Genomic DNA, 25,439 nt, shown 5'->3' on the forward strand with positions numbered 1-25,439 from the left:
CACCTCCGCTGGCCACGTCGTCGCCTGCCGTGCCGGTCCATATGTCGCCACCGGCGGTACCGACAAACACATCACCGACCACTGTCGTTGCGGCAGAGGTGACTCGCTCAAGTGTGCCGAGGTCATCGGTGTAACTCGCGACGACACGCAGTTGCTGACCGGTCTGTGCCTGGATGGGCGTGAAGGTTGTGCCCGTCTCACCGGCGATGTCGGTAAAGATCGCACCGCGCCCCACCTGCCACTGATGGGTAATCACCGAGGTCGTGGTCCCGTTGGCGTCGGTGAACGCATCCGTGGCGGTCAAGGCCGAGCCTGGTGTCGGGGTCGTATCGCTGATCAGCACCGTTCCAACCGGCAAGACATTGACGGTGCCAGTACCGGCCGGCGTGATCGGTGCGGTCGGCGCCGAGAACACCTCCTCCAGCACGCCATTGGCGTCCTTGTAGACCGCCCTGACGCGCAGAGCCAGTCCGGTTGGCACGACGAGTTCCGGGATAGCCGGCACGGCGCCGATGAGGGTCGCCGGTGGTGCAATCCTGAGTTCCGAGCCCACCGTGACGGTCGTGCCCTCCGCGCGCGCGACCTCTCCGGCGGCAAAGAAGGTGATGTCTTCGAATACGCCCGAGCCCGGGCGCGCTTCGAACTGCCAGAAGAAACTGATGGGCCCGGTGATCGCGCCGCCGGTCGCGGTATTGTCGGCATCGGTGATGTCTGCCGCCGAGACCGTCAGCACCTGGCCGACGGCGGGCGTGGGATCGTCGATCCTCAACACACCGACTGGCGCCGAGTTCAAACCGCCGAGTACGAGCGCCTGATCGGAGAACTGCACCCGCTCGATATTGCTGAGGGTGTCGGTCCCGTCCCTGCCAGCGACACTGTCGATGACCGTATAGGTGCCGTTGACGTTTTCAATCACGGTGTAATCCGCCAGATTGCCGGAGAACAGCGCCGTGTCGAAGTCAGGACCGGTCGCCGTCAGGATCTCGCGGACGATCTGGAGCTGGCCGGGGTTATAGGTGCCGTTCAACATGAGCGGGACCAGGGGTGACATGTTGTCGAAACTGGCGATTTCCGGCCCGGTGCCATCGATGTTCTGCCGCACACTGATGCGCACGTTGAGCCACTTGTCGCCGTCGATGAGGTCATCGCCTCCACGGCCTTCGATGACGTCGCTGCCGGCGCCACCCAGGACGATGTTGCCCCCGTCGAACTTATCGTCGGCTGTGCCGGCGATGCCATCCGCGCCGTTGCCGGCGATGCCGACGAACGCCCGTAGACCGCTGATGAGGTCGAAGTTGGTGAGCACGCTGCCCTTGGCGCCAGCGATGGCGAGCAAGTCGGCAGTGGAGTCATCGCCGCTGAGGAAATCGGCGTGGGACGATCCCGACAGCCCTTCCACCAGGTCCAACCGGGCAAGGATCGACGCGGTGGAACCAGGCACCGCAGGCTGATCGAAGAAGCGCAGCCTGGAGTTGAGGCCGATGGTCACGCCGGCCGGATCGTCCTTGAAGGTCGCCCAGTCGTAACCGGAGAAGCCGATGAAACGGTCCGCCTCGCTGGGGCTGCCGATCATGATGTCATCACCGCCTTCCCCGTCGAAGTTGTCCGGTCCGCCATCGCCCATGAAGACGTCGTTGCCATTGATCGGATCGTTGCCGAATGGGTCGAAGTTGTCGCCGGCAACACCATCGGCGGATCCGCCCTGGATCCAGTCGTCGCCTTCGCCGCCGCGCGCGAATTCGTTCGCCTTGCTGCCGAGGATGAAGTCGTTGCCCAGGCCGCCGCTGGTGTCGGCCGCGTCTTCGCCGGTGACGATGAAGTCCTGGCCGGCCTGGCCGAGGATCAGGTTGAGGCCGTTGCCGCCCTGGATGACGTCGTTGCCGTCCTCGCCGTGGATGACGTCATCGCCGCCGATGTCGGTGATGATGTCGTCACCGGTACCGCCAAAGAGTTGGTCGTTGCCGTAACCGCCATCGATCCTGTCGTTGCCGGCATCGCCATAGACCGTGTCGTCGTCCGAGTCGCCGGCAATGAGGATATCGTTGCCGGGCGTGCCGCCCAACACGACCGTTTCGGCGCCGGTATAGTGCAGGTAGTTGCTATCCAGACCCGTCGTGGCGGGGTTGTCTCGGATCACCAGCGGCGTGAGAAAATCAGTGCGCGGTGAGCCAATCGGGTGGACCGACGGACCAAACGGATCGGCGTTGGCCGGCAGGTTGTCGGCGGCCTCATTGACTGGCGTCAATGGATTGTCGACCAGTATGCCATCCGGCCCGGCAATCAGACTTGGGTTGTACTGGTTCGCCTGGTTGACCTCCAGAGTGTAGGCTGGCGTCAGGAAAACCCTGCCCGAGAGGTGTGTTGCGTCGGTATTGGCCATGACCAGCGTGGAGAACGTGTTGTTCTCAAGCTCAGCGCCAAAGTCCATCGAGGCGGTGCGTTCCAGATAGTAGAAGCGGTCACCGTCCTGGAGTTTCTCCATCTGGTTCTCGAAGACGAAGTTGAAGGTCGAGCCGAGCATGCCGCCAAAGGGCATCTTTTCCTCGGCCAGCCCACCAACCCAGAAGTCGACATTGTCCAGACCGGTGATGGTCACGTCATCTGCGGTGTTCAAAACACCGTCCGCACCGGCGGTGCTGGCCCAGGCACCCGTGCTGTTCAGGAAGTCGACACGGTCGCCCGGTGCGGTCGCGCCGCCTAACACCAGGTCCGCAGCCGCGGCGCGCTTGTCCGCCAGCGTGAGGGCGCTGGTGATGGTTGAGTGCGTGCCATAAGCGGCGATGAAGTTGATCAGCGATTCCGGATGTTTAATGTGCTGCACGAAATCGGCCCAACTGGTGTAGGGCTTGAGCTCTGCGTCGCCGGTGGGCCCATAGAACTCCCGCCGCGCCGCGTTCAGGGACGGAACGCCGGTATCGCGGCCGCGCGCCAGGTTGATGGCGGGCAGATCGAGCGGCAGGCCCAGCAGGTTATTGCGCAGGGCTTCGGTGACGAACTCGTCGATCTCGTTACCCACCTGGCGGGTCACACCGCGCACGATAGCACCGGCCGCCTGTTCCGGGGTGGCGCCGCTGCCCGCGAACTCGAGCGGGTTGAGGAAGGCCTGAATCAGCCCGATGTCGCTCGAGGCGAAGTTCGGATCGAGCCGGTCGACCTGCTCCAGCAGCATCGAGTGCCCGAAGCGATAGACAGTGTGCGCGAACTCGGCAACGATGCTCGGATCGATCGCGGTGTCGTACACCTGACCAGGTGCGAAGAACGGATCGACCATCGGCTGGATAGTGCGCGCGAACTCCTCGAACACCAGGTGCTGGTACTGCATCTCGGTGCCGAACTTCGCTGTCTGGAACAGACGCTCGCCGTTCCAGTCAAGGGTCGAGGTGTCGGCAGGAACGGCAGTGACAGGTGTCAGCAGCCACTCGTTCAGGAACGACACATCGCCGCTTGCCGCTGTCGCCAGGACCACCGCCATGGTGTGATCGACCAAGCGATTGTGCTCATGGTGGAAGATCGAATGGACGGTGGTCAGGCCAATGTTCTCGTTGACCCGGCCGTCGCCGGCAATGTAGTGCGCGTCCAACAGTTCGTTGTCGTAGAAGCCCGGCGCAGGTGTACCGCCGATGACAGTGTCCACATCGGGCAGGAGTGCCGCGCCGGTCTGGCCGTCCACCGGAACGGCAGTGTGCGCAATGTCGTTGAGGAAGGCATGGCCGGTGCGCACGGCAGTCGCCAGGCTGATAGGGGCCAGCGGGTTGCCTTCGATGACCACGTCGTCAGCCGTGTTCGCAATACCGTCGGGGCCAAGCCCGATGACGACCTGCGGGAAGCCGTTCGAACCCTTGATGAAGTTGCCGTAGGCATCGGTGCGCAGCAGCGGCACGTTGTCGAAGTCGGCATCGGTGAGGTTAATGCCCAGCATCGCACTCGCCTGCGCCTTGACCACCTTCCAGGTGGCCATGCCGCCAGTCAAACTATCGTCACCGGTAAACAGGATGCCGTCGCCACCGGCAGTCCGATTCTCGATCAGCTTGCCGGTGGCCACCGGATCGCCTAAAGCGTTGAACTCATAGGCACGCAGGAACACCTGGTGCGAAGGATGCGAGCTGTAGGTCTGGTTCTGGTCGACAAACGGCGAGGTGGTGTTGGTGTTCTCGTGGATGTCGTCGGCCGTGCCCAGGATGCCGTCGGGGCCGGGCAGCATAGTCGCCCGTGTCACGGTCATGAAGCGCAGGTTTGCAGGCAGATCGTCGGCGGTACCGGCGATGCCGTCTGGCCCGAGGACCAAGGGATCATCCGCCTGCAACGGGACGAACACCGTGCCATTGCCGCCCTTGGTGACGAGGTCCAGGCCATGGTCGAAGAACTGGCCGAAGAAGGTCATCCACTGGTTGAAGGGCGCGGTCAGGCCCGCATCGGGGCTTATGTTCGGGTCGAAGAAGGTCTGGAACGTCGTGCCGTCGGTGCGGGTTCCGGTAACCACCTGCGCACCGGCCTTGAGGACATCGTCAGGCGTGCCGAGGATGCCATCCACGCCCGGATCGAAGGTGGCCGCGACCGCCGCCGGGTTGTGGGCGGTCTGGTCGACGATCAGGTTGCTGATGGTGCGCGGTTGCGAGTCGAACACCAAGCCGCTGGTCTGCGTATACGAGGTCGGCGTGCCGGCTCCCGGAAAACCGGCCGGAACCGGATCCGCCGGGCGGAAGTTCGGCGTGGTCAGGCGCGGGAATACATTATCGGCAGCACCGAACTCGGGATGGAGCAGGTTGTTGTCCGTCCCCTCGACCGTGCGCAAACCGAATGGCATCCGTATGTTCGGCAGCAGAGAAACCATGTTCTCACCCGCCGCGTTGTGTTCCGCTATCTTGATCTGGTCAAGGATGAACGCCAGGTCGGATTGCGTGTAACGCACACCATTGCTGGGGGCAGTGGTCTGCGGATCAATCAGCGAAGGCGCCACTGCGGGGGCTGGCGCCGCGGCCACTACTGCCGTAGTCGGCGCCGAGAATACCTGCTCGGTCACGCCATGATCGTCCGCATAGATGCCTTTGACGCGCACTGCCAGGCCGGCAAGATCCGACGTCACCGTGAGAGTGGGCGCGTCCGCTCTTGTAAATCCGATACCGATGCGGCCTGGGCCGAGGATGATGTCCTCGAAGACGCCCGAGCCCGGTGCCGCTTCAAACTGCCATACGTAACTGATGGAATTGTGGATAGCCCCTCCCGCGTTGTCGCCATCGGTGAGGCCTGCCGCCGACACGGTCAGTATCTGGCCAACGGTCGGTGCGGTGTTATCTACCGTCAGCGCGCCCACCGGCTCAGCGTTGAGCCCGGGCACGAGGACCATGGACTGATCGGAGAACTGCAGCCGCTCGATGTTGGTGAGACGGTCGGTTTCTTCCTTGCCGACATTGTCGGTCACGGTGACGATGTCATCGGCAAAGTTGGCCGGGGTGCCGTTATCGTTGACGGTGATTGTGTAGTTCGCCATCGGGCCCAGGAAGTTGACGGTGTCGAAGCCCCCCGCGCCCGGCAGGATTTCACGCACGGCGACGAGCTGGCCGGGATTGTAGGTGCCGTTCAGCATGAGCGGGATCATCGGCGTCATGCTGTCGAAGGTGGCGATTTCCGGCCCGGTGCCATCGATGTTCTGACGCACGCTGATGCGCACGTTGAGCCACTTGTCGCCGTCGATGAGGTCGCTGCCGCCACGACCCTCGATGATATCGCTGCCATCACCGCCGAGGATGATGTTGCCCGCGCCGAACTGATCGTCGGCCGTCCCCCCGATACCGTCGGCACCGAATCCGGCGCTGCCGACGAAGGCCCGCAGGCCGCTGACGAGATCGAAGTTGGTGAGGATGCTGCCCCTGGCCGTGATGTTGGCGATGATGGCCGCGTTTTGTTCATCGCCGCGCAGGAAGTCGGCGAAGGCCGACCCCGACAGGCCCTCCACTTCCGCGAACCGGTCATAGACCGAGTCGGCCGATTGCGCCACGGCGCCCACGATATTGCCCGCGGCATCAGGTACCGCGTGATACGGACTGAAGAAGGGAACGACCATGTCGACGGTCACGCCGTACTTGTCATTCTTGTAGGTGGTCCAGTCGAACCCGGACATGCCGTCCATCTTGTCCTGAGCATCGCTGGCGACGAAGGTGTCGTCGCCGCCTTCACCGATCATTTCATCGAATCCGCCGGTGCCGATGAAGATGTCGTTGCCGGGCACATCGTCGGACAAGGTCGGGCTCATGTTATCGCCGGGCGCACCGTCCTGGGTGCCGCCCTCGATCCAGTCGTCGCCTTCGTTGCCGGTCGGCGCGAGGTTGACCTTGGCGCCGAGGATGAAATCGTCGCCCGCGCCGGCGAAGGTCATGGTGATGTCTTCGGTGGTGATGATGAAGTCTTTGCCAGCGCCGCCGAAGACCAGGTTGTTGAGGCCGAGGGTCGAGTTGCCGGCCTGGATGACGTCGTTGCCGTCCTCGCCGCGCAGGGTGTCGCTGCCGCCGATGTCGGTGATGATGTCGTCGCCGGTACCGCCAAAGACGTTGTCGTTGCCGTAGCCGCCGTCGAGGCGGTCGTTGCCGGCGTCGCCATAGACGGTGTCGTCGTCCGAGTCGCCGGCAATGAGGATGTCGTCGCCGGGCGTGCCGCCCAGCACGACCGTATCGCCGCCGGTGTAGTGCAGGTAGTTGGTATCCAGGCCCGGTGTGGCGGGGTTGTCGCGAATCACCAGTGGCGTGAAATGGTCAATACGTGGTGAGCCAATCGGGTGGTCCGATGGGCCAAAGGGGTCGGCGTTGGCTGGCAGGTTGTCGGCGGCCTCATTGACTAGCGTCAATGGATTGTCGACCAGTATGCCATCCGGCCCGGCAATCACACTCTGATTGAACTGGTGCGTCGGGTCGGTCTCCAGGATGAAGGCCGGCGTCAGGAATATGTTAGCCGGCAGGTGTGTTGCGTTGCTGTTGAGCATCACCAGATTGGCGAACGAATTGTTCTCAAGCTCAGTGCCGAAGTTGAGTCCTGCGGTGCGTGCCAGGTAGTAGAAGCGGTCGCCATTCTGCAGGTTTTCCAACTGGGTTTCGAAGACGAAGTTGAAGCTCGAACCCAGCAGGCCGCCAAAGGGCATTTTCTCCTCGGCCAGGCCGCCGATCCAGTAGTCGACGTTGTCCAGGCCAGTGGTGGTCACGTCGTCTGCGGTGTTCAGAATACCGTCCGCACCGGCGGTGCTCGCCCAGGCACCGGTGCTGTGCAGGAAGTCGAGACGATCGGCTGGCGCGGTCGCGCTGCCGAGCACGAGATCCGCAGCCGCGGCGCGCTTGGCCGCCATCGTCGTAGCGCTAGTGATGGTTGAATGCGTGCCGTAGGCGGCGATGAAATTGATCAGCGATTCCGGGTGTTTCATGTGCTGCACGAAATCGGCCCAGCTCGTGTAGGGGGTCAACTGGCTGTCGCCGGTCATGTGGTAGAACTCGCGCCGCGCCTCATTCAGCGACGGGATGCCGGTGTCGCGGCCGCGCGCCAGGTTGAGGGCGGCCAAGTCCAGCGGCAGACCGACCAGGTTGTTGCGCACCGCGTCGGTCACGAACTCGTCGATCTCGTTGCCGACCTGACGGGTCAGGCCGCGTACGATGGCGCCTGCCGCCTCCCCAGGGGTGGGGCCGCTCGCAGCAAATGCCAACGGGTTGAGGAAGGCCGCGATCAGGCCGGTCTGTTGATTGCCCGGGTCAACCGGATTGCCGTCGCCAACGACGTTGAAGTTGGCATCGAAACGATCGACCGTCTCCACCAGCATCGAGTGGCCGAAGCGAAAGACCGTGTGCGCGAACTCGGCGACGATCGCCGGGTTGATCGTGGTGTCGTTGCCCATGGGTGCCAGGAAAACGTCCACTTGCGGCTGGATGGTGCGCGCGAACTCCTCGAACACCAGGTGCTGGTACTGCATCTCGGTGCCGAACTTGGCGGCCTGGAACAACCGCTCGCCGTTCCAGTGCAGGGCCGCGATGTCGGCCGCCGTTACCGGCAACGCCGCCAGTTGGGCGTCAGGCAGCAGCCACTGATTGAGAAAGGCGAGGTCGGCGGAGGCCAGCACCGTTGCCTTGGTCTGGTCAATCAGCCGGTTGTGCTCGCTGTGGAAGATGGAATGCACGGTGGTCAGGCCGATGTTCTCGTTGACCCGGCCATCGCCGGCGATGTAGTGCTTGTCGAGCAGTTCGTTGTCGTAGGTGCCGGGGGCTTGCGGGCCGCCAATGACGGTGTCCGCGTCGGCCGTCAGGCCGCCGGTCGGATCGGCGCTGTGGGCGATGTCGATGAGGAACTGGTGACCGGTGCGCACGGCGTTTGTCAGGCTGATGGGTGCAGCCCGATTACCCTCGACGAGCACATCATCGGCCGTACCGGCAATGCCATCCGCGCCCATCATCACGACTTGAGGAAGGCCGTTAGGCCCCTTGATGAAGTTGCCGTAAGCATCGGTCGCCAGCAGCGGTACGTTGAACACATCCGCATCGGTCAAGTTGATGCCGAGCAGATCACGGGCCTGAGCCTTGACGACTGCCCAGGTGGCCATGCCGCCGATTTCAACGTCATCAGCTGTGCCGAAATGCCCATCGACGCCCAGGTCACGGTTGGTGATCAGCTTGCCGGTGGCCACCGGATCGCCAACGGCGTTGAGTTCATAGGCACGCAGGAACACCTGGTGCGAGGGATGCGAGCTGTAGGTCTGGTTCTGGTCGACAAACGGCGAGGTGGTGTTGCTCTGCTCGTGGATGTCATCGGCGGTGCCGAGGATGCCGTCGGGACCGGGCAGATTGGTGGCCCGCGTCAACACCATGAAGTTGGTCGGGCTACCAGGCACGAACAGTGGATCGTCGGGCTGCAGCGGAATGAACACCGTGCCGCTGCCGCCTTTGGTGACCAGGTCCAGGCCGTGATCGAAGAACTGGCCGAAGAAGGTCATCCAGGCATTGAAGGGCGCGGTCAGGCCCGCGTCCGGCGTGATATTAGGAATCTGGAAGACGGAAATGTCGTCGGCGGTGCCGAACAGGCCATCCAGACCGGGGCTGGTGACGACCTGTGAATCCGGATTGGCCGCTGCAGCCGCGACTGCCGCCGGGTTGTTGGCGGTCTGGTCCACGATCAGGTTGCTGATGGTACGCGGCTGCGAGTCGAAGACGAAACCGCTGGTCTGCAGGTAGGAGGTCGGTGTGGTTCCGCCAGGATCGGCCGGGCCGAAGAAGCCGACCGGCTGGACCTGCGCGGTATTGAACACCGGCGTCGTCATACGCGGGAAGAAGTTGTCGGCGGCGCCGAACTGGGGATTGGCCAGGTTGTTGTCGATGCCGGAGACAGTGCGCAGGCCGAAGGGTACCTCTACGTTCGGCAGCATGTCAGCCAGACTCGCGCCTGCCGCATTCCGTTCAGCGATGAAAATTTGTTCGAGAATGAACTCAAGATCGGACTTGATGAAGCTGGCCATGGCTGTTTCCTCGATGCTTGACTAGTCAGGAAACCACACGCATAAAACACGGCTGCAAACGCGTGGTTTAGTGCTGAACCCCATAAATGAAACCGAAATTTGAACGACGGGACCTGGTACCACGGCCGCACCGAGCCCCTACTGAATTGCAAGCAATCAGCAGAACTCGACTGAGGATCAATTCCCCATGACAACCGTATTTACAGGCTGGTATTGCGCCTCAAGGAGGCGACGGCCCATGAACCCAGGTTGAATAGAAGGTGCAACTTGCTAACGGCCCCGTCACGTATCGGGGCTCTATGCATCTGTACATGATGCTCTCTCAGGTGTAGGGGGCTTGTCACAGATGCCACACATCCAGAGAACAAAGGCATTGGCCGGAATATGCTCGCGAAGATCGCCATATTCCGGGACTTCCTGAGGGGTGATGGCACGGTTCTGCGTCCATGCGGCTTCGTCAACAAGCCTTTTATCCATGAGAAAACTGGCATCGACTACGAATTGACTAGTATGTACTGGAGACTGGCTCCGCACGCTGGGTGGCGGAGTCAGGAAACCATTGGAACCATAGGTTTGGTTCTGATTGAGTGGAACACCCGCACTGTTGTACTGGAGCGTATTCTCAACAGAGATTTCAAATGAACCGAGTTTGACTTGAATGCCAGGGTGCGAATGGCCGACCACACTATTGGTAATAACCCCCGGCTGTTGTTGCCGGAAATAGCGATTATCCAGATGGATCGAGAATCTTTTTAAATTATTCATCGCGCCTCCCGACTTCAACCTCAAACGCCAGCTTTACACTCCATTGAAAATGAGTATTGAGGGGCTACCCGGATGTGTACAGAGACAAAAGCCCAATCAAATTCTGAGACCTTGGTCGAAGAATCGGATCAGACCTTGGTCGGATCAGAGGCTGGCCAAGCGTCCAGTGGCGGAGTGCCAGGGAGACAGCCTCCCCGTGCGAAACTGCGCCATTCAAGCCGCTCAACCCAGTTCGTCATCTGCGCCACAATCATTCTGGGCTTGACCATGACGTTCGTTGGAAAGCTCGTAAGCCAGAGTATCGAAGATGCAACGATTCAAACGGCGGCAGAGACTGGCGCGCGTTATATGCAGAACTTTCTCGATCCTTTCGTCCAGGGACTGACCACTGCCAAAGAACTCCCCGATGGAACCATTCAGACTATTGATCACCTGCTGTCCAGCACCTCATTGAGTACGCATGTGGTCTCGGTGAAGATCTGGCTTCCAGACGGCACGATTGTCTACAGCACCGACAAGTCCACGGTCCAGAAAACTTTTCCGACAGAGGAGATCTCACAGGCGCTGACAGGCAAGATCTATACAGAACTGGACAATGATTTTGAAGATGATACTGAGGATGCTTTTGAGCGAAGTCTGAATATTCCGCTCTATGAAATTTTTGCTCCACTGCGAGAAACGGTTACTGGAAAGATTGTTGCGGTTGGAGAGTTCTACGAAACCGCGGAAGCGTTACAGCGCGAAATCAATAATGTTCGCAAGAAAGTATGGGCGATAGTTGGTGCAGCAACGACAGCCATGCTTTTGTTGTTATTTTTTATCGTTCGGCGTGATGACAAGATAATAAAGCAGCATGAAACAGCACTTGAATGGCGAATGGATGAGCAAGCCAAGTTGCACTCAAACAATGCCGCCCTTCAGCACAAAGTCACTACAGCCAATCGCGAATTCTCCAGAATCAATGAACTCACTCTTCGGCGGATCGGGGCAGATCTTCATGATGGTCCTGCTCAGCTGTTGTCACTTATTCTCCTTCGCCTTGAAGAACTCGAAGATTCACAAGGCGCCTCGGATGGGGAGGTCATCGAAATGATCAGGCGTGCCGGCGAGGATGCTTTAAACGAAGTGCGGGAAATATCACTCGGCCTGGCACTTCCCGAAGTCAATGAACTGACCCTGCACGATGCGCTGGTATTGCTTGCCGAGCGGCACGAAGAGCGAACCGAGACGCGAGTAGAACTGGAGCTTGATACTCTTCCTGACGATGTACCGATAGCGCATAAAATTTGTATTTACCGCTTCGCCCAGGAAGCGTTGAACAATGCCTATATTCACGCCGGAGGAAAAGGCCAAAAACTCAGCGCCTCTCACTGCGAAGGGTTACTGGAAGTACAAGTCGAGGATGCGGGAGTGGGAATTCCAACCGAAAAACCAAATGTGCCTGGTCGAGGTAGAACCCATCTGGGCCTTGTAGGCATGCGCTATCGCGTCGAATCCCTCGGCGGAATATTCATCATTGAATCGGCGCCCCATGCCGGAACCAAAGCCAGGGCGCAGTTCAAAATCTGATCACCCGTACCAAAATGATCATTGCACTCAAGTAACCGCAAGCGCTTATCGCCCGTTACTTGTCTTACCGTTGTCATTCAAGTCGCGGCGTTGAAGAACACCACATAAGCCAGGTATATGGTCACTCTCCCAATGCCGTCTCACTGCTGCGACTGCCTGCGTCCGGTTACGAACGCGTAGCTTGTACATGACATTCGTCATGTAGTGCTTGATGGTCTTCTCGCAGAGCTCGAGCTTGATAGCAACCTCGCGGTTAGTCAGGCCCTTCGATACCTCCCGGATAACTTGTTCCTCGCGATGGGTCAGTTCGACCTTTTGCTTATCAGCCGCGTGTTTTGCGAAATTGCTTAACAGCTTGCTGGCAAGCTTGGGTGTAATGAAGGTTTCACCACCGGCAACATTTCTGATGGCTTGTACAAGCTCACGACCGCTTATGCCTTTCAACACATATCCCTGCGCACCCGCCTCGAGGGCGGTATAGGCGTCCTCGATGGACTCGGATACCGTCAGCATCAAAATTTTAACTGCGGGCGAAGAAGTTGAGATCGCTCGCACGGCAGCAAAGCTATCGCCCGGCATATTTACATCCATCAGCAAAACATCCGGAGCAAAACGAGCGGCAATTTCCAGGGCATCCTCGGCAGACGCCCCCTGCTCGACCACCTGAAAGTCAGCGACTTTCTTCAGTGCCATTGTGACCCCATCCCTTAACAGCGGGTGATCATCAACGATGCCAATCTTGATCATGGAACTCATAGGAACTCCTCATAAGAGGCGATGGAGCTGCATGTTGGTGTCGCGCCTTTCATTTTTCACCCCTCGCGTCATGCCGAATCCGGCAAGCCCCGCCGTCTCCATGATGTCCGGGACTACAGCGGTGCGAGTACCAGGGGGTGGTGCAACTAATGAGCCATTTCAATAAAGCGAAGAAAAAGTTCAAATGAATTAACAGGCTGTTTTTGAGTGCTTCAAGCGAGAGAAAGGTGTGGGAGGGAAGATTCCTCAAATTAGGTGGTAAACCCCCGGCTGGGTGGGTGAAATGCCCCATTTATGGAGAGGGTAGCGGGCCTGTTTCACTGACCGATTTTGGTAGGGACTGCAAAAAAAAACGCCAACCCGAAGGTTGGCGTTTTTACTTTTCGCTCGCAGCTCGAAGCTTACCGCTGCCTCACTCCGGCTTGCGACGACCGAAGCCCGGACGCTGGCCGGAACCGGCCGGTGCGCCACGGCGCTTGCCCGATGGCGTGTCGCTGTCGACCAGTTTGATCCCCGGACGCTTAGGCGCAGGCTTGGCCGGGCGCTTGGTGTCGGCCGGGCGATCGGCTACCGGCGTACCACGACCTTCGCCACGCTCGGTACGGCCATTGGCCGGACGTGGCGTGCGTGGACCGCGTTCGCCGTCCTGACGGGCAGCAGGCTTGCGCCCTGGACGTTCGCCTTCGATCTGCGGCTCGCGGCTGGCACGCGGCGCGGCAGGTGCGGAGGCTGCACCAGTGGCAGGACGCAGGGTACGCACGCGCTCGGTCTTGGCCATTGGACGCGACGACTTGCGCTGCATCCGGTCAAGCTTGTCTTTGCTCTTGGCGTTCATCTGCGGCATTGCGACCGGCGTCAGGCCGACCTCGGCACTCAGAACGTCGACTTCGTACTGGCTCATTTCGCGCCAGCGGCCCATCGGCAGGTCGGAGTTGAGGAACACCGGGCCGAAACGCACGCGCTTCAGACGGCTGACCACCAGGCCCTGGGATTCCCACAGGCGACGAACTTCGCGGTTACGGCCTTCCATCACCACGCAGTGGTACCAATGGTTGAAACCTTCACCACCTGGCGCCTGCTTGATGTCGGTGAACTTGGCCGGGCCATCTTCAAGGACAACGCCCGCCTTCAGGCGCTCGATCATCTCGTCATCGACTTCGCCACGCACACGTACCGCGTATTCACGGTCCATTTCGTAGGAAGGGTGCATCAGGCGGTTGGCCAGTTCACCGTCGGTGGTGAACATCAGCAGACCGGTGGTGTTGATGTCCAGGCGACCGATGTTGATCCAGCGACCCTCTTTAGGGCGCGGCATCTTGTCGAACACGGTCGGACGGCCTTCCGGATCGACACGGGTGCAGATCTCGCCGTCGGGCTTGTTGTACATGATCACGCGGCGCACCGACTCGGCGGCCTCTTCGCGCTTGATCACCTTGCCATCGATGGTGATGGCGTCGTGCATGTCGACGCGCTGGCCAAGGGTGGCGTCTTTGCCGTTGACCTTGATGCGGCCGTGGCTGATCCAGGCTTCCACGTCACGGCGCGAGCCGACGCCGATACGGGCGAGGACTTTCTGCAGTTTTTCGCCTGCTGGGCCGATTGGCTGGTCGTCTTGCTGGTCTTTGATACTCATCTGGGCACCTCCCGGTGTGGTCTGAAAACTGGGTACTTGGGCGAAGGGATCGCCGAAGGGTCGCGAATCATACGCGCATGAGGGCGTTTGCGCATCAGAGACTAGCTGATCAAGGCAAGGTTATTTGTTTTTCCGCTGGCCGGTGGTTCGTAGCTTTGCGGTGAACACAATTCCCCTGTGGGAGCGGGCTTGCTCGCGAAGGCGGCAGGTCAGCCAACAAAGATGTCGTCTGACACGCCCTCTTCGCGAGCAAGCCCGCTCCCACAATGGATCTCCACAGTTCCCAAGATTCGTATCAGTCTTCGAATTGGTGACGCTCGGCTTCGATGGCTTCGGCCAGGGCGCGGGCCTCGGCCTCTTCGTCCGAAAGCTCCGGCTCGGGTTTGGGCTGTTCGAGGGCGGCAACGGCGGCCAGGAGTTTTTCCCGGGCTTCGGCAACGCCGAGGATGTCGTCTTCTTGCTCCGGTTCAATTTCCGGCTCAGGCTCGCCTTCCGGTTCAGGCTCGGGCTGTGCCGCTTCGACTTCTGGCTCGATGACCGACTGTTCCGGATCGAACTCAGGCGACGCGCCATCACGAAGCAAGTCGTCGAAGTCGGTCTTGATCCCCTCCTCCATGCTGTCCAGTTCCAGCAACAGCGTATGGAAACTGGTCTCTTCCTTGGGCTCTTCCGGCTCGGCGCTGGCGTCGGCCAACTCTTGCAGCCCGGCGGGTACGGGGGCGTCGTCGAAGTCGAGCACCGGATCGGGCTCCAGCTCGCGCAGTTCCGCGAGCGGCGGCAGGTCGTCGAGGTTCTTCAGGTTGAAGTGATCGAGGAACGCCTTGGTGGTGGCGAACATCGCCGGTTTGCCGGGCACGTCGCGGTAGCCGACGATGCGGATCCACTCGCGCTCCATCAAGGTCTTGACGATATTGCTGTTGACCGCCACGCCCCGCACGTCTTCGATTTCGCCACGGGTGATCGGCTGGCGATAGGCAATCAGCGCCATGGTTTCCAGCATGGCCCGGGAGTAACGCTGCGGGCGCTCCTCCCACAGACGTCCGACCCACGGCGCAAACTTCTCGCGAATCTGCAGGCGATACCCCGAGGCCACTTCCTTGAGTTCAAAGGCGCGGCCATCGCAGGACTTGGCGAGAATCGTCAGGGCCTTCTTGAAGACCGGCGGTTCCGGGCGCTCGCCTTCCTCGAAGAGTTCGAACAGGCTTTCCAAAGATTGCGGCTTTCCCGAGGCCAACAGAAAGGCTTCAAGCAAGGGTGCCAGATCACGGGGTTCAGTCAGGTTCATGTTTCGACTCGTTATTCGGCTCGGGCTCGCACGTGGATCGCGGCAAATGGCTCATTCTGCACCAGCTCGACCAGGGATTCCTTGACCAGTTCAAGGATCGCCATAAAGGTCACCACCACCCCCAGGCGCCCTTCTTCAGCGGTGAACAGCTCGACAAACGGCACGAAACCGCCGCCCTTGAGGCGCTCCAGCACATCGCTCATGCGCTCGCGGGTCGACAGCGCCTCGCGGCTGACCTGATGGCTTTCGAACATGTCGCCACGACGCAAGACCTCGGCCATCGACAGCAGCAACTCGGACAGACGCACGTCTGGTAGCAGCTTGCGCGCCCGGGCTTCCGGAGCGTCAAGCTTGGGCACCACCACATCACGGCCGACGCGGCTCAGGCCATCGATGCCTTCGGCGGCAGCCTTGAAACGCTCGTATTCCTGCAAGCGGCGGATCAGTTCGGCGCGCGGGTCTTCCTCTTCGTCTTCGACGGTTTCGGCCCGTGGCAGCAGCATCCGCGACTTGATCTCGGCCAGCATCGCGGCCATCACCAGGTATTCGGCGGCCAGTTCCAGGCGCACCGACTGCATCAGTTCGACGTAGCCCATGTACTGGCGAGTGATTTCCGCCACCGGGATGTCGAGGATGTTGATGTTCTGTTTGCGGATCAGGTACAGCAACAGGTCGAGCGGGCCTTCGAACGCCTCGAGAAAGACCTCGAGGGCATCCGGCGGGATGTACAGGTCCAGCGGCATTTCCATGACCGCCTGGCCATAGACCATGGCGAAGGGCAGTTCCTGCTGGGCTCCGGCCTGACTGTCGACGGGTTCTACTGCGGACATCTAGGCCTCGACCATGAACGGCGCAGGGTCGCCGCAACCAACGCGAATGACTTCCGGCTCGCCGTCGGCGAGGCTGATCACGGTGGACGCCTTGATCCCGCCGAAACCGCCGTCGATGATCAGATCGACCTGGTGTTCGAGCAACTGGCGCATTTCGTGCGGGTCGCTCAACGGATCTTCATCGCCGGGCATGATCAGGGTCACGCTCATCAATGGCTCACCCAGTTCAGCCAGCAACGCCAGGGCAATCGGGTGGCTCGGCACACGCAGGCCGATGGTGCGTTTCTTCGGGTGCAACAACAGCCGCGGCACTTCGCGGGTGGCGTTGAGAATGAAGGTATACGGCCCCGGCAGATGGGCCTTGAGAATGCGGAACGTGCCGGTGTCGATCTTGGCGAACAGGCCCAATTGCGACAGATCGCTGCAGATCAACGCGAAGTTGTGTTTTTCATCCAGCTGTCGCAGGCGCCGAACGCGCTCCACGGCCACCTTGTCGCCGATCTGGCAACCTATGGCGTAGGAAGAGTCTGTGGGATAAATCACCACCCCGCCCTTGCGGATGATTTCGACTGCCTGTTTGATCAGGCGCGCTTGCGGGTTTTCCGGATGAATCTGGAAAAATTGACTCACATTCTCTACCTGTTCAGACGGCGGCAATAACTGGGTCATGTTTGAATCGACACCATAGCGGCGGCAGATCCTCCGGGAGTGGCCGGTATTCACCGATCTCCGACCAGCCTCCAGGGCCATGAAAATCACTGCCGGCGCTGACCAGCAGACCGAATTCGCGGGCCAGAATGGCCAGGCTGCCCACTTGCTCGGCAGGCTGGTAACCATTGACCACTTCGATGGCGTGGCCCCCTGCTTGAATATAGTCGGCAATCAGACGACGACGCTTGCTTCGGGTGAATTCGTAGTGCCACGGGTGTGCCAGGCTGACCCAGGCCTTGGCCGCACGCAGGGTTTCGACGGTTTCTTCCAGGGTCGGCCAGTGTTGCTTGACGTCGCCCAACTTGCCGGCGCCCAGCCATTTGCGGAACGCCTCGGCGCGGTCCTTGACGAAACCTTCACGCACCATCCAGTCGGCGAAATGCGGGCGGGCCGGCGCGTTACCGCTGTCGCCCAGCTCCTGCTGGATCTCCCGGGCGCCATCCAGCGCCCCCGGCATGCCTTTGAGCGCCAGTTTGCGGCTGATTTCCTCGGAGCGTAGCCAGCGGCCATCATGCAATCTGGCGATGGCCTCGACCAACGGCGCGGCGTTCACGTCAAAACCGTAGCCCAGGACATGAATGGTCGCGCCGCCCCAGGTGCAGGACAATTCGACGCCGTTGACCAGTTGCATCCCCAGCGCGGTAGCCGCATGCCGGGCCTCGTCGAGGCCCTCGAGGGTGTCGTGATCGGTCAAGGCCAGGACTCGCACGCCTTTCTCGAACGCCCGCGCCACCAGAACCGCAGGCGCCAGGGCGCCATCGGAGGCCGTGCTATGGCAGTGCAAATCAACATTCACAGGGCTTTGTAACCTCAAATCAGCTGGCGCTATCGCGCGCCCATATGTTTGTTATTATGCCGCCACATCCTGCTTCTGGCTGCCACTGTGAAACAATTCATCGATTTCATCCCGCTCCTGCTGTTTTTCATCGTCTTCAAAATCGACCCACGGGTCGTCGACATCGCCGGTCATGAGATCACTGTAGGCGGTATTTACAGCGCCACCGCGATGCTGATCGTCAGCTCCCTGGTGGTCTACGGCACACTGTTCATCAAGCAGCGCAAGCTGGAGAAGAGCCAGTGGTTGACCCTGATCGCCTGCCTGGTCTTCGGCAGCCTGACGCTCGCGTTCCACAGCGAGACGTTCCTGAAGTGGAAAGCCCCGGTGGTCAACTGGCTGTTCGCCCTGGCGTTCATCGGCAGCCACTTCGTCGGTGACAGCCTGCTGATCAAACGCATCATGGGCCACGCGTTGACCTTGCCGGAGCCGGTCTGGACGCGCCTGAACATCGCCTGGATCGCCTTCTTCCTGTTTTGCGGTGCCGCCAACCTGTTTGTCGCGTTCACCTTCCAGAGCTACTGGGTCGACTTCAAGGTCTTCGGCAGCCTGGGCATGACTTTACTGTTCCTGGTCGGCCAGGGCATCTACCTGTCCCGCCATCTGCACGATGCCGACACCACAACGCCAAAAACCGAGGACTGACATGCTTTACGCAATCATTGCCACAGACGTCGCCAACTCCCTGGAAGCCCGCCTGGCCGCACGGCCTGCACACCTGGAGCGCCTGCAAGTGCTCAAGGGCGAAGGTCGCATCGTATTGGCCGGCCCACACCCGGCGATCGACAGCAATGATCCGGGCGCGGCGGGTTTCACCGGCAGCCTGATCGTTGCCGAATTCGATTCCCTGAGCGCCGCCCAGTCCTGGGCCGACGCCGATCCGTACATCGCTGCAGGCGTCTACGCCAACGTTCTGGTCAAGCCGTTCAAGCAAGTCCTGCCGTAACTTTCTTCTTTCAAATGCCCCCACGCGGTGAACCATATCGGTTCATCGCGTTCTCAATCGCTCATTATTCTCGTTTGCCGGCCGACAACTTTCCCAATACTCGTATTGGAACCAGGAGTCGCCATGCGCAAGGGTCCGTTGTGCCTGATGTTGGTCACGTTGTCGATCGTGGCGCCCGCCCACGGTGAAGAATCCGCCGAGGGTGGCAACTCGACGCCGCTTTCCTTGAGCGCCGGCAGCCAGATCACCGAGCTGCAGCAACGCTTGAAAGAAAGCGAACGGCAACGGGAAGAACTGAACAAGCAATTGCAAACTGTCGATGGCGAACGCGAAAGCCCGCTGCTGGCCCGGTTGCGCCAGGAGAACCAGCGTTTGAAGCTGCAACTCAAGGAGGCCCAGGCCAGCAGTCCCCTGCCGCGCCTGCTGACCGACCAGCAACAATGGTTCGTCATTGGCGCCGGGGTAGCGCTATTGGCTCTGCTCTGCGGTATCTTCGCCAGTGGAGCAAGTCGAAAACGTCGACAATGGCTAAATTGAGTGAGTCATGAGCGAGCTGTTACTTATTGATGATGACCAGGAGCTGTGTGAGCTCCTGAGCAGTTGGCTGAGCCAGGAAGGGTTTCAGGTGCGTGCCTGTCACGACGGCCAGAGCGCACGCCGTGCACTGGCCGAAACCGCCCCGGCGGCCGTGGTGCTCGATGTGATGCTGCCCGATGGCAGCGGTCTGGAACTGCTCAAGCAGTTGCGCAGCGATCATCCGGATTTGCCGGTGTTGATGCTCTCGGCCCGGGGCGAGCCCCTGGACCGTATCCTCGGCCTGGAACTCGGCGCCGACGATTACCTGGCCAAACCCTGCGACCCACGGGAACTGACCGCCCGCCTGCGCGCAGTCCTGCGTCGTAGCCACCCGGCAGCGGTGTCCAGCCAGATGGAACTGGGCGACCTGTGTTTCAGCCCGGTGCGCGGCGTGGTCAGCATCGACGAACAGGAATTCACCCTCACCGTCTCCGAAAGCCGCCTGCTCGAAGCCTTGCTCAAGCAACCCGGCGAGCCCCTGGACAAACAGGAGCTCGCGCAGATCGCCCTGGGCCGCAAGCTGACCCTGTACGACCGCAGCCTGGACATGCACGTCAGCAACCTGCGCAAGAAGATCGGCCCACACCCCGATGGCCGACCGCGCATCGTCGCCCTGCGCAGTCGCGGCTACTACTACAGCCTCTGATCCCTGTAGGGTTTGTCAGGTCGGCGGGAAATCGTCTTTACCCAAGCTTTACCCTCCGCTGACCGCCGCTGACCTTGATCTGCGTAATCTGTACTCATCCGGAACGTACCGGGAACGAGACAAGGAGATACACCATGCGCAAGACTCTTATCGCTCTGATGTTCGCTGCTGCCCTGCCGACCGTTGCCATGGCCATGCCTGAAGGCGCAGGCCCGATGGATGGGTCGATGGACGGTTCGCGCCACGGCGGTCAGATGCACGGCATGCACGGCAAAGGCCCGTACAGTGAACTGGACCTGAGCCGCGAACAGCGCGAGCAGATCCGCAAGATCATGGGCGAACAGATGCACGAGCGTAAGCAACTGGTCGAGAAGTACCTGGAGAAGCTCTCGCCAGCCGACCAGAAAGCCATGAAGGACGAGATGGCCGCCAACCACAAGAAGGCTGAAGCGGACGTGCGCGCCTTGCTGAAACCGGATCAACAGAAGAAATTCGACGAGATCCAGAAAAAACAGGCTGAACGCCGCGCCGAGTGGGCCGAGTTCAAGGCCTGGAAAGCGCAACAACCGCAAAAGGCGCAATAATGCGCTAACCCCGGACCCAACGGTTTTTCACCGCTGGGTCTGGCACCACACAATTCACTGTGGGAGCGAGCTTGTGTGGCGAGGGGGCTTGCCCCCGTTCGGCTGCGAAGCAGTCGTAAACCCGTTACATGCGGTTTAACGTTGAAATGCCGGGGCCGCTTCGCGACCCAACGGGGGCAAGCCCCCTCGCCACGGGCTCGCTCCCACATTAGTTGCGCTTGTTCGAGGATTTTCCGTGCGTTCATTGTTCTGGCGTATCCTGGCCAGCTTCTGGCTGGCCATCGCTCTGGTTGCAGGGCTTTCCATCCTGCTCGGGCACATGCTCAACCAGGACGCCTGGATTCTCAGCCGCCACCCGGGCCTCAACACGCTGGCCGAAGAGTGGACGCAAACCTACGAAAGCCAGGGCGAAGACGCCGCCCAGGACATTCTCCAGCAACGCAAACGCCAGTATCACATCGACGTTCAGGTGCTTAACGAAAGCGGCGATCCGGTTGTGCGCGGCACGTTCCCGAAACGTGCGGCGGCCTTTGAGGCCCGCCAGAACAACGAGGACCGGCGCCTGCCATGGCGGCGTCTGACCGATGAATTCACCAGCGAAAAAACCGGTGACACTTACCTGTTCATCTACCGCATTCCGCACCCGGAACTGGACGCCTGGCACCGCGAAAGCCTGCTCTGGCCGCTCAGTGCGCTGGGGATCGCCCTGGTGGTGCTGACCCTGTTCAGCCTGCTGGTGACCTTTTCCATCACTCGCCCGCTCAGCCGTCTGCGCGGCGCGGTGCATGACCTGGGACAAACCACCTATCAACAAAACAGCCTGGTCAAGCTGGCCAACCGTCGCGATGAGTTCGGCGTCCTGGCCAACGACTTCAACCGCATGGGCGCGCGCCTGCAAAGCCTGATTGGCAGTCAGCGGCAACTGCTGCGGGATGTTTCCCACGAACTGCGCTCGCCCCTCGCCCGTCTGCGTATCGCGCTGGCACTGGCCGAACGGGCCACCCCTCAGGAGCGGGAACAGCTGTGGCCGCGCCTGACCCGCGAGTGCGACCGACTGGAAGCGCTGATCAGCGAAATCCTGGTACTGGCGCGGGTCGACTCCGATAACGCCAGTGCAGAAGAGGTGGACCTGAACGCCTTGCTCAATACCCTGCAAAAGGATGCGCAACTCGGTTCACCCGAGCAACTCGTCCACCTCGAAGCCGAATCGCAACTGAATATGAAGGGATGGCCGACCATGATCGAACGGGCCGTGGACAATCTGCTGCGCAATGCCCAGCGTTTCAATCCGGTGGGTGGCCTGCCGATCGAAATGCAGGCGCTGCGCCAGGGTGAGCGGATCGTCGTGACCGTGCGCGATCACGGACCGGGGGTCAGTGTCGAATATTTGAGCCAGCTCGGTGAGCCGTTCTATCGGGCCCCGGGGCAGACCGCAGCCGGACACGGCCTGGGCCTGGCCATCGCCCGCCGAGCGGCGGAGCGCCATGGCGGCAGCCTGGTGCTGGCCAATCACCCGGAAGGCGGGTTCATTGCCAGCCTGGAATTGCCGTTGGTGCCGGGGGCCGTGGTTCAGCCCTGATCCAATGTGGGGTGTCAGGCCTTACCCGGCCAGGCACTGACGAATTCGGCCAGATCGACTTTCTCGGCCACTCGCGGTTCTTTCTGCGGTGTGCCCAGATACAGGAAAGCAATCACCTCTTCCCCCTCCGCCAAACCCAAGCCCTTGGCCACATGGGCCGAGTAAGCCAGGTCACCGGTACGCCACACCGCGCCGATGCCCTGCGCATAGGCCGCCAGCAAAATCCCGTGGGCCGCACAGCCCGCCGCCAGTAACTGCTCGGACTTCGGATACTTGACGTGATCCTGCACGCAAGCGATCACAACTACCACCAACGGTGCCCGCAGCGGACCATTGCGCGCCTTGTCGATGGCCGCTTCGCCGACTTCGCTGTCTTGCAGTTTCGCCGCTTCGGCCAGCAACTCGCCCATTTGCTCACGCGCCGCGCCTTCCACCGTCAGGAAACGCCAAGGCTGCAAGTGACCGTGATCCGGGGCGCGCATGGCGGCGCCAAACAGCACCTCGCGCTGCTCGGCAGTGGGTGCAGGGTCAATCAGTCGTGGAACGGAAACACGGTTGAGCAAAGCGTCGAGAGCCTGCATCGGCCACCTCCTGAAAAATTTGTGCGGCTATTCTAGCGGTAACTGCCGCAGCAGTGCCGGTTTACATGCCCTGCCTCGCAGGTAGAATGGCGCCCTTTCCACTATCAGCCGAGCGGACCTCATGGCGTTGCCGACCTTACGGATCATTGGTTTCATCATCGGCATCTTCCTGATAACGCTGGCGATCTCCATGGTCGTACCCATGGCCACGCTGGTCATTTTCGACCGTACCAGCGATCTGCCGTCGTTCCTCTGGGCCAGCATGATCACCTTTGTCGCCGGTTTGGCGCTGGTGATTCCGGGGCGCCCCGAACACATTCACCTGCGCCCCCGGGACATGTACTTGCTGACCGTCAGCAGTTGGCTGGTGGTGTGCATCTTCGCCGCGCTGCCGTTCCTGCTGACCCAGCACATCAGCTACACCGATTCATTCTTCGAAAGCATGTCCGGCATCACCGCCACGGGCGCAACCGTACTCAGCGGCCTGGACACCATGTCCCCCGGCATCCTGATGTGGCGCTCGTTGCTGCACTGGCTCGGCGGCATCGGCTTCATCGGCATGGCGGTGGCGATCCTGCCGCTGTTGCGCATCGGTGGCATGCGGCTGTTCCAGACCGAATCGTCGGACCGCTCGGAAAAAGTCATGCCCCGCTCGCACATGGTGGCGCGGCTGATCGTGGCGACCTACGTCGGCATCACCATTGTCGGCAGCCTGGCGTTCTGGTGGGCCGGGATGAGCCTGTTCGACGCCATCAACCACGCGATGTCGGCGATTTCCACCGGTGGCTTCTCCACCTCCGACCAGTCTTTGGCCAAGTGGCCGCAACCGGCGGTGCATTGGGTCGCGATCGTCATCATGATTCTCGGTGCCCTGCCGTTCACACTGTATGTCGCCACGTTGCGTGGTAACCGTCGGGCGCTGATCAAGGATGAACAGGTTCAAGGCCTGCTCGGCATGCTGCTGGTGACCTGGCTGGTGCTCGGCACCTGGTATTGGTGGACTACCCAGCTGCATTGGCTGGAGGCGTTGCGGCATGTGGCGCTGAATGTGACGTCGGTGGTGACCACCACCGGTTTTGCGCTGGGGGACTACAGCCTCTGGGGCAATTTCTCGCTGATGCTGTTCTTCTACCTGGGGTTTGTCGGCGGTTGCTCCGGCTCGACCGCGGGCGGGATCAAGATTTTCCGCTTCCAGGTGGCCTATATCCTGCTCAAGGCCAACCTTAACCAGCTGATTCACCCGCGGGCGGTGATCAAGCAGAAGTACAACGGTCACCGCCTCGACGAAGAAATTGTGCGTTCGATCCTGACCTTTTCGTTCTTCTTTGCGATCACCATCTGCGTGATTGCGCTACTGCTGTCGCTGCTCGGCGTGGACTGGATGACCGCCCTCACCGGCGCGGCCAGTACCGTGTCCGGTGTCGGCCCGGGGCTCGGCGAGACCATCGGTCCGGCGGGCAACTTCGCCACCCTGCCGGATGCCGCCAAGTGGATTCTCTCGTTCGGCATGCTGCTGGGCCGGTTGGAGATCATTACGGTGTTTGTGCTTTGTATTCCGGCATTTTGGCGTCATTGACCGCGTCAGGTGCTTGCAACAGCCGCATCCGGTACTCGCCGGGTGTGGCATCGAACCAGCGCCGAAAAGCACGGAAAAAGTTGCTCGGATCGGCAAACCCCAGCAAGTAGGCAATTTCCAGCAAGGTCATGGTCGGTTGCGCCAGGTACTGCTCGGCCAGTTCGCGCCGGGTATCGTCCAGCAGCGCCTGAAAACTCGTGCCCTCTTCCTGCAAGCGCCGTTGCAAGGTGCGCTGGGACAGATGCAGCGTCTGCGCCACGGTGTCGCGCTTGGGCTCGCCTTGGGGCAGCAGGCGGCACAACACCTGCCGCGCCTTGTGGGTCACGCGGCTTTCGGAAAAGCGCGCCAGGTACTCGCCGGCAAAGCGGTCATGCAGCAATGCCATGGCCTCGTTGGCCGTCGGCAGCGGCGCTTCCATATCGGCGCGTTCGAAAATCAGCGCATCGTAAGGCGCGTTGAACACCAGCGGTGCATGGAAGGCTTGTCTATAGGGTTCCAGGTTGGCCGGCTCGGCGCCTTGCACCAACACTTTGCGGGGTTGCAACGTACGCCCGGTCAACCAGCTGCACAGCGCCAAGGCACAGGCCAGTGACGCTTCGGCGCTTTGCCGGGTCGGTGGCAGATGATCGCCATGCACCGTCAGAATCAGTGCATAGCCTTCTTCCAGCAGCTGGAAACTCAGGTCGGCACTTTCGGCGATGATCCGCTGATAGCGCACCAGTCGCTGAAAGCCTTCGGCCAAAGTCTGGCTGGACATCAAGGCGTAGCCGGTCACATGAAACTGCGCCGGTCGCACCACCTTGCCCATGTTCAGGCCGATGGCCGGATTGCCGGACAGCTCGACCGCGCGCTGCCACAGCCGTGTCATGGAATCTTGCGGGAAGCGTGCGTCCGGATCATCCAGTGCCGCGTAGTCGAGCCCCAGCTGCTTGAACAGAGCCCGGCAATCCAGGCCGTCCATCTCCAGCGCTTTGACAATCCCCATCGCCCAGCTTGCAGAAGTCGTTCGTTCGCTCATGGCGTTTTCTTACATGGTGGCCGAGTGCTACGGCTATTGACCGAAGGATACTAAAGTGGCGCCTATTGTCA

General features: G+C 61.0%; 18 protein-coding genes. 8 read left to right on the forward strand and 10 right to left on the reverse strand.

Annotated elements, in window-relative coordinates; all coding sequences use genetic code 11:
* The coding region (locus VC35_RS03345; protein ID WP_404942342.1) for a peroxidase family protein at positions 1-9,478 on the reverse strand (9,478 nt) is incomplete at its 3' end.
* Between the two features lie 297 nt (positions 9,479-9,775).
* On the reverse strand, positions 9,776-10,243 hold the full coding sequence (locus tag VC35_RS28565; RefSeq protein WP_080925244.1) for a hypothetical protein: 468 nt from the start codon (positions 10,241-10,243) through the stop codon (positions 9,776-9,778).
* A 72-nt stretch (positions 10,244-10,315) separates the two neighbouring features.
* Between VC35_RS28565 and VC35_RS03355 the strand changes: the two genes are divergently transcribed.
* Positions 10,316-11,812 carry a sensor histidine kinase gene (locus VC35_RS03355; RefSeq protein WP_046037734.1) on the forward strand — a complete coding sequence of 499 codons (1,497 nt, stop codon included), beginning with the start codon at positions 10,316-10,318 and terminating at the stop codon, positions 11,810-11,812.
* A 45-nt stretch (positions 11,813-11,857) separates the two neighbouring features.
* Here VC35_RS03355 and VC35_RS03360 read toward each other — a convergent pair whose 3' ends face one another.
* The 6 genes from VC35_RS03360 to VC35_RS03385 form a co-directional block, all read right to left on the reverse strand.
* Entirely contained in the window at positions 11,858-12,568 is a 711-nt protein-coding gene (locus VC35_RS03360) for a response regulator (RefSeq protein WP_046037735.1), read from the reverse strand.
* Positions 12,569-12,980: 412 nt separating this feature from the next.
* Complete coding sequence (rluB, locus tag VC35_RS03365) at positions 12,981-14,201, reverse strand: 23S rRNA pseudouridine(2605) synthase RluB (protein WP_046037736.1); 1,221 nt, start codon at positions 14,199-14,201, stop codon at positions 12,981-12,983.
* A gap of 295 nt (positions 14,202-14,496) precedes the next feature.
* Positions 14,497-15,486, reverse strand: a complete 990-nt coding sequence (gene scpB / locus VC35_RS03370) for an SMC-Scp complex subunit ScpB (protein WP_046037737.1) — start codon at positions 15,484-15,486, stop codon at positions 14,497-14,499.
* Between the two features lie 11 nt (positions 15,487-15,497).
* Entirely contained in the window at positions 15,498-16,256 is a 759-nt protein-coding gene (locus tag VC35_RS03375; protein ID WP_172435389.1) for a segregation and condensation protein A, read from the reverse strand.
* Between the two features lie 60 nt (positions 16,257-16,316).
* Positions 16,317-16,946, reverse strand: coding sequence for an L-threonylcarbamoyladenylate synthase (locus VC35_RS03380; protein WP_032829738.1), 630 nt, complete (start codon positions 16,944-16,946; stop codon positions 16,317-16,319).
* Between the two features lie 13 nt (positions 16,947-16,959).
* On the reverse strand, positions 16,960-17,823 hold the full coding sequence (locus tag VC35_RS03385; protein ID WP_046037738.1) for a PHP domain-containing protein: 864 nt from the start codon (positions 17,821-17,823) through the stop codon (positions 16,960-16,962).
* 87 nt (positions 17,824-17,910) lie between these two features.
* Here VC35_RS03385 and VC35_RS03390 point away from each other — a divergent pair, with 87 nt between their 5' ends.
* The 6 genes from VC35_RS03390 (at position 17,911) to VC35_RS03415 (ending at position 22,193) form a co-directional block, all read left to right on the forward strand.
* On the forward strand, positions 17,911-18,507 hold the full coding sequence (locus tag VC35_RS03390; protein ID WP_046037739.1) for a septation protein A: 597 nt from the start codon (positions 17,911-17,913) through the stop codon (positions 18,505-18,507).
* A gap of 1 nt (position 18,508) precedes the next feature.
* Positions 18,509-18,808 carry a YciI family protein gene (locus VC35_RS03395; protein WP_046037740.1) on the forward strand — a complete coding sequence of 100 codons (300 nt, stop codon included), beginning with the start codon at positions 18,509-18,511 and terminating at the stop codon, positions 18,806-18,808.
* Between the two features lie 123 nt (positions 18,809-18,931).
* Positions 18,932-19,345, forward strand: coding sequence for an SH3 domain-containing protein (locus VC35_RS03400; protein WP_046037741.1), 414 nt, complete (start codon positions 18,932-18,934; stop codon positions 19,343-19,345).
* 7 nt (positions 19,346-19,352) lie between these two features.
* Positions 19,353-20,030, forward strand: coding sequence for a response regulator transcription factor (locus VC35_RS03405; RefSeq protein WP_007984138.1), 678 nt, complete (start codon positions 19,353-19,355; stop codon positions 20,028-20,030).
* Positions 20,031-20,164: 134 nt separating this feature from the next.
* Positions 20,165-20,614 (forward strand): Spy/CpxP family protein refolding chaperone, encoded by a 450-nt coding sequence (locus VC35_RS03410; RefSeq protein ID WP_046037742.1) that lies wholly within the window; start codon positions 20,165-20,167, stop codon positions 20,612-20,614.
* Between the two features lie 235 nt (positions 20,615-20,849).
* Positions 20,850-22,193: a sensor histidine kinase gene (locus VC35_RS03415; protein ID WP_046037743.1), complete on the forward strand. Its 1,344-nt coding sequence runs from the start codon at positions 20,850-20,852 to the stop codon at positions 22,191-22,193.
* Positions 22,194-22,207: 14 nt separating this feature from the next.
* Here VC35_RS03415 and VC35_RS03420 read toward each other — a convergent pair whose 3' ends face one another.
* Positions 22,208-22,774 (reverse strand): NAD(P)H nitroreductase, encoded by a 567-nt coding sequence (locus tag VC35_RS03420; protein ID WP_046037744.1) that lies wholly within the window; start codon positions 22,772-22,774, stop codon positions 22,208-22,210.
* 121 nt (positions 22,775-22,895) lie between these two features.
* Here VC35_RS03420 and VC35_RS03425 point away from each other — a divergent pair, with 121 nt between their 5' ends.
* The gene (locus tag VC35_RS03425) at positions 22,896-24,350 is read left to right on the forward strand and encodes a TrkH family potassium uptake protein (RefSeq protein ID WP_046037745.1); all 1,455 of its coding nucleotides are present in this window, start codon (positions 22,896-22,898) and stop codon (positions 24,348-24,350) included.
* Here VC35_RS03425 and VC35_RS03430 read toward each other — a convergent pair.
* Positions 24,307-25,368: an AraC family transcriptional regulator gene (locus VC35_RS03430; protein WP_080925245.1), complete on the reverse strand. Its 1,062-nt coding sequence runs from the start codon at positions 25,366-25,368 to the stop codon at positions 24,307-24,309. The genes VC35_RS03425 and VC35_RS03430 overlap by 44 nt on opposite strands.
* Positions 25,369-25,439: the final 71 nt, after the last annotated feature.

Origin of the sequence: Pseudomonas fluorescens (genome assembly GCF_000967965.1) — a bacterium.
Classification (GTDB): domain Bacteria; phylum Pseudomonadota; class Gammaproteobacteria; order Pseudomonadales; family Pseudomonadaceae; genus Aquipseudomonas; species Aquipseudomonas grandcourensis.

Bases quoted from the DNA above. Each gene is read 5' to 3' on its own strand.
- VC35_RS28565 (WP_080925244.1), bottom strand. From the start codon at position 10,243: ATGAATAATTTAAAAAGATTCTCGATCCATCTGGATAATCGCTATTTC.
- VC35_RS03355 (WP_046037734.1), top strand. From the start codon at position 10,316: ATGTGTACAGAGACAAAAGCCCAATCAAATTCTGAGACCTTGGTCGAA.
- VC35_RS03360 (WP_046037735.1), bottom strand. From the start codon at position 12,568: ATGAGTTCCATGATCAAGATTGGCATCGTTGATGATCACCCGCTGTTA.
- rluB (WP_046037736.1), bottom strand. From the start codon at position 14,201: ATGAGTATCAAAGACCAGCAAGACGACCAGCCAATCGGCCCAGCAGGC.
- scpB (WP_046037737.1), bottom strand. From the start codon at position 15,486: ATGAACCTGACTGAACCCCGTGATCTGGCACCCTTGCTTGAAGCCTTT.
- VC35_RS03375 (WP_172435389.1), bottom strand. From the start codon at position 16,256: ATGGTCTATGGCCAGGCGGTCATGGAAATGCCGCTGGACCTGTACATC.
- VC35_RS03395 (WP_046037740.1), top strand. From the start codon at position 18,509: ATGCTTTACGCAATCATTGCCACAGACGTCGCCAACTCCCTGGAAGCC.
- VC35_RS03400 (WP_046037741.1), top strand. From the start codon at position 18,932: ATGCGCAAGGGTCCGTTGTGCCTGATGTTGGTCACGTTGTCGATCGTG.
- VC35_RS03405 (WP_007984138.1), top strand. From the start codon at position 19,353: ATGAGCGAGCTGTTACTTATTGATGATGACCAGGAGCTGTGTGAGCTC.
- VC35_RS03410 (WP_046037742.1), top strand. From the start codon at position 20,165: ATGCGCAAGACTCTTATCGCTCTGATGTTCGCTGCTGCCCTGCCGACC.
- VC35_RS03420 (WP_046037744.1), bottom strand. From the start codon at position 22,774: ATGCAGGCTCTCGACGCTTTGCTCAACCGTGTTTCCGTTCCACGACTG.
- VC35_RS03425 (WP_046037745.1), top strand. From the start codon at position 22,896: ATGGCGTTGCCGACCTTACGGATCATTGGTTTCATCATCGGCATCTTC.
- VC35_RS03430 (WP_080925245.1), bottom strand. From the start codon at position 25,368: ATGAGCGAACGAACGACTTCTGCAAGCTGGGCGATGGGGATTGTCAAA.